The organism is Acinetobacter lactucae (assembly GCF_013344765.1).
GTDB classification, from domain to species: domain Bacteria; phylum Pseudomonadota; class Gammaproteobacteria; order Pseudomonadales; family Moraxellaceae; genus Acinetobacter; species Acinetobacter lactucae_A.
Genome location: NZ_JABVBF010000228.1, coordinates 1 through 4004 on the forward strand (window position 1 = coordinate 1; position 4004 = coordinate 4004).

Here is a 4004-nt window from a genome sequence, read left to right on the forward strand (position 1 = left end):
GCAATAGAGAAAAACCAAAGGAAAATAAATAAACTTCGTTTCACAAAATATTCATTCATTTTTATACATCTTTTATATACAACATTTTATAGATTATATAATGATTCTTATTTGTAAAAAATTATCATTTCAAATTAAATTTGAATTATTAATGGCTTCTAATCATCTTTATTAGAAGCCTTATTATTCTATTACCCTTTCTTCACTAAGTAATGAAACTCTTTATGACCATTTTCATCTAAGCGTTCTTCTTGCAAAAGCAACTCATGGCCTAAATGCATACAAAATTTAGGAATATCCCAAGAGGTCGAATTATCTGTTGCGAAGACTTCAACCACATCCCCAGATTTAGATTTACGGATGGCTTGATGCAACATCATGACAGGTTCCGGACAACGTAAACCACGCGTATTGAGTTGTACAGTAGGTGAAATGGGTTGCTCTGACATAACAAACTCGAACAAATAGAATTTTCACATTTTAGCATAAACAAATTACTGACCTGTTAACTGTAACGGGCTTTTACATAACAATATACGTTTTGTCTTTTAGCTTGTTTTATAGATGCATAAGCAACTTTTCTTCGGTATGATCTGTGTATTCATTTGATACATTGAGTCTTTAGGAAAGATCATGCAAGAGGAACCAAGTCCGTCGTGGGGAATGCGAGGCTTACGAAAATGGTTAGGTACAGCGCCAGAAACCCGTGATGAATTATTAAAATTAGTCCAAAATTCACGCCGTTTTTTAGAACCAGATACCGTTGCTATGCTTGAAGGCGTTCTTGACCTTCCGGCTACAAAAATTCGTGAAGTCATGACACCACGAACAGCAATGATCAGTTTGCAAGAAGATGATCAATTACTTGATATTCTTGATGTACTGGTTGAGTCTGCTCACTCACGCTTTCCAGTCTTCTCTGCCGATCAGCCTGACAATGTTGTCGGGATTTTGCTCGCAAAAGATTTGTTGCCGTTTCTAACTGAGCCGAATACCAAAGTCGATATTCGAGTTCTTATGCGTCAGCCCTTATTTGTTCCTGAAAGTGCGCGTTCCGATCAGGTCCTACGCATGTTGAAACATACTCAGACTCACATTGCGATTGTGATTGATGAATATGGTTCAACGGCTGGTCTTGTTACGCTTGAAGATATTCTTGAAGAGATCGTTGGCGAAATTGAAGATGAGCATGACACTGTCGATGAAGATGCTCAATACATTGTTCCTGACAATGACCATACGGTAGCAAATGCATGGATGGTGCAAGCACTTACACCAATCGAACATTTCAATACTGTTTTAGATGCTGATTTTTCTGACGATGAAGTAGAAACTGTCGGCGGTTTATTGCTTCAAGAGATTGGTCTAGTAAGTGATTTACAAGGTCAAACTGTTGAGCTTGGAAATTGGTTATTTACAATTGTTGAAGCAGATGCCCGCACTATTCATCTGATTCGAGCTGTACGTCAATGAGAGCATACTTTGAAAAGCTGTTAGATTCTTCGCAACAACAAAAACAGCTTCCTTTAATTTTTCCTTTACTCATTGCTTTATTTTCAGGTGCCGTGTTCAGTTTTTCACTGGCACCTTATTATTGGTGGTGGTTGGCAATTTTATCTCCAGCCCTACTCTATGCAACATTACATAAGCGCTCAGCTAAACAAGCCTTTGCTATTGGTTGGAGCTATGGCTTTGGTTTATGGTTTGTAGGCGCTTTCTGGCTCTATACTTCCATCCATTTATATGGCGATACCAATGCATTTCTAAGCGTATGTATGATCGCTGTTATGGCCCTTGTGATGGGTTTATTTACAGCATTTCAGACATGGGTTTACCGACGATTCTTACCTGAAACACCACTGACTTTTGCCCCGCTCTGGATTGTTTTCGAGTGGGCAAAAACTTGGGTATTTACAGGTTTCCCATGGCTGTTTGTAGGTTATGCTTTTACCGAGCGTTTACTCGATGGTTATGCACCGCTATTTGGCATTTATGCAATTTCCTTCGTCGTCATTGTATTAGCATGTGCTTTAGTCGAAGTTCTTCGTAAACGTATTTTCTGGGTTATCCCTTCTGCCCTGTTAGTTTTGGGTGCATGGGGAGCATCATATATACAGTTTGTAAAACCTAAAGCTGCTAAACCACTTAGCGTTTCGCTCATTCAAGGTAACATTCCACAAGATTTAAAATGGCTGACTGAATACCAAGTTAGAACATTAGAAATTTATGCTGGCTTGACACAATCTGAATGGGGCCGTGACTTAATTGTATGGCCTGAATCTTCAATTCCACTCTTCCAAACCGATATCGAACCGTTTTTGGATGCAATGGATGCACAAGCGAAAAAGAACCACACTGCATGGGTAACCGGAATTCCTTATTGGGATTTCGAAAAATCACATCAAGTTGGTAGCCCACTGTATTACAACAGTATTATGGCTTCTGGCAGTGATTCAAGTGGACTCTATAAAAAGCAGCGTCTTGTTCCATTTGGTGAATATATTCCTCTTTCAGGTTTGCTCTCTTGGGTTTTACCAGCCATGCAAAATGACATTAGCATGAGCGGTTTTACACGTGGTGAGAGTGATCAGAAACCCCTTCTAATTAAAGGGCATGCGCTTGCTGCTGCAATTTGTTATGAAGTAGCTTACCCGAACCTGACAAGACGTAATGCAGAAGACAGTGACTTCTTGGTTACTGTATCGAATGATGCTTGGTTTACGGGTACTGCTGGGCCGTGGCAACACTTACAAATGGTGCAAATGCGCGCGAAAGAAAATGGCCGCTGGTTTATTCGTGCAACCAACACTGGTGTAACAGCATTTATTGATCAAAATGGTCATATCACTGAACAAGCACCAATCGATAAAGAGTTTGTCTTGAGAGGCGATTTACCTGCCATGCAAGGCCAAACTCTTTATAACCGTTTAGGTGATTATCCAATTTTAGGTTTTGCGGTCTTACTGCTGCTTTTAGGTTGGGTTTATCGCCCACGTAAAGTTGACGTTTCTTTTAAATCTCGTCGCTAAATCATAATAACTTTGTACCCAGAGGTACTTCAAACTCTGGGATACAAAGTGCTACATCACCATCGGCATTATGAAACCCTGTCACCAAACATTCTGACTGAATAGGTCCTATTTGTTTTTTAGGGAAATTCACTACAGCAACGACTAACTTACCAATCAAATCTTGTGGCTGATAAAGCTTTGTAATCTGTGCACTTGATTTACGTACACCCAATTCCTCACCAAAATCTACATGCAAAATATAAGCAGGTTTACGCGCCTTTTCAAAAACCTCAGCTTGAATAATTTTACCAACGCGAAGCTCTACTTTTAAAAAATCATTCCACTCGATTTGTTCCATTTACTTTTTCTCATGTTCTTAAATATCTGATTTGAAGCATATAATATGTATAAATAAAGAAACACCCTCTTTTTATTTCCAGTTTTCAAAATTCATGCTAAATTAAATCTGCTCATCAAAAAGCCGTAAACGTTTACGTCAATCAACGTGCCAACATACCTCCAACAATGCTTGGAGCTATTTGTTCAAAATATTTTTATATTTTGAATGGCACTGGCGTTTGTTGGTTTACGGAGTCAAAAATGCAAAACTCAAAATCTTTGTCTAGTTTTAAAAAACTTCCAAATCGCTACACATCTATCGTTTTACCTTTGCTTTTATCTATCATTATGACTTTTGTAGTTTCAATGATTAGTACCTTACGAAGTTTGGGATTTGAGCAATTTTCTATAAATGTCTGGATGTCTGCATGGGCAATTTCTTGGTTAATCGCGTTCCCAACGCTACTTTTCATTTTGCCTATTGTTCGTAAAATTACGACAATGCTAGTGCAACAGTCTGCTTAAATTAAAGAAATAAAACGTAGATGTTTAGTCTACGTTTTATCTAAAAATTTGGTTTTAAAATATTATTAAAAAGCGATCGATAATTGCAAAGATAAATAAGCAACTAAACTCGATAAAAAGACCATGGGT

Annotated in this window: 5 protein-coding genes and 1 pseudogene; 3 read left to right on the forward strand and 3 right to left on the reverse strand. The window is 38.2% G+C overall.

The window, feature by feature from the left end; all coding sequences use genetic code 11:
• Positions 1-191: 191 nt before the first annotated feature.
• Positions 192-449 (reverse strand): sulfurtransferase TusA, encoded by a 258-nt coding sequence (gene tusA, locus HUN22_RS15855; protein ID WP_002053527.1) that lies wholly within the window; start codon positions 447-449, stop codon positions 192-194.
• A gap of 184 nt (positions 450-633) precedes the next feature.
• Between tusA and HUN22_RS15860 the strand changes: the two genes are divergently transcribed.
• The gene (locus HUN22_RS15860) at positions 634-1473 is read left to right on the forward strand and encodes an HlyC/CorC family transporter (protein ID WP_002114976.1); all 840 of its coding nucleotides are present in this window, start codon (positions 634-636) and stop codon (positions 1471-1473) included.
• Positions 1470-3029 (forward strand): apolipoprotein N-acyltransferase, encoded by a 1560-nt coding sequence (gene lnt / locus HUN22_RS15865; protein ID WP_174731348.1) that lies wholly within the window; start codon positions 1470-1472, stop codon positions 3027-3029. The genes HUN22_RS15860 and lnt overlap by 4 nt, the downstream gene beginning before the upstream one ends.
• 1 nt (position 3030) lies before the next feature.
• Here the strand turns inward: lnt and HUN22_RS15870 are convergent, their stop codons facing one another.
• Positions 3031-3369 carry a tRNA-binding protein gene (locus HUN22_RS15870; protein ID WP_000434938.1) on the reverse strand — a complete coding sequence of 113 codons (339 nt, stop codon included), beginning with the start codon at positions 3367-3369 and terminating at the stop codon, positions 3031-3033.
• Positions 3370-3611: 242 nt separating this feature from the next.
• On the opposite strand from HUN22_RS15870, the gene HUN22_RS15875 reads away from it, so the two are divergent.
• Positions 3612-3875 (forward strand): DUF2798 domain-containing protein, encoded by a 264-nt coding sequence (locus HUN22_RS15875; RefSeq protein WP_174731351.1) that lies wholly within the window; start codon positions 3612-3614, stop codon positions 3873-3875.
• Between the two features lie 65 nt (positions 3876-3940).
• Here HUN22_RS15875 and HUN22_RS18250 read toward each other — a convergent pair.
• A pseudogene (locus HUN22_RS18250) lies at positions 3941-4004 on the reverse strand (hypothetical protein); the annotation flags it as partial.

Bases quoted from the DNA above. Each gene is read 5' to 3' on its own strand.
- HUN22_RS15860 (WP_002114976.1), top strand. From the start codon at position 634: ATGCAAGAGGAACCAAGTCCGTCGTGGGGAATGCGAGGCTTACGAAAA.
- lnt (WP_174731348.1), top strand. From the start codon at position 1,470: ATGAGAGCATACTTTGAAAAGCTGTTAGATTCTTCGCAACAACAAAAA.
- tusA (WP_002053527.1), bottom strand. From the start codon at position 449: ATGTCAGAGCAACCCATTTCACCTACTGTACAACTCAATACGCGTGGT.
- HUN22_RS15875 (WP_174731351.1), top strand. From the start codon at position 3,612: ATGCAAAACTCAAAATCTTTGTCTAGTTTTAAAAAACTTCCAAATCGC.
- HUN22_RS15870 (WP_000434938.1), bottom strand. From the start codon at position 3,369: ATGGAACAAATCGAGTGGAATGATTTTTTAAAAGTAGAGCTTCGCGTT.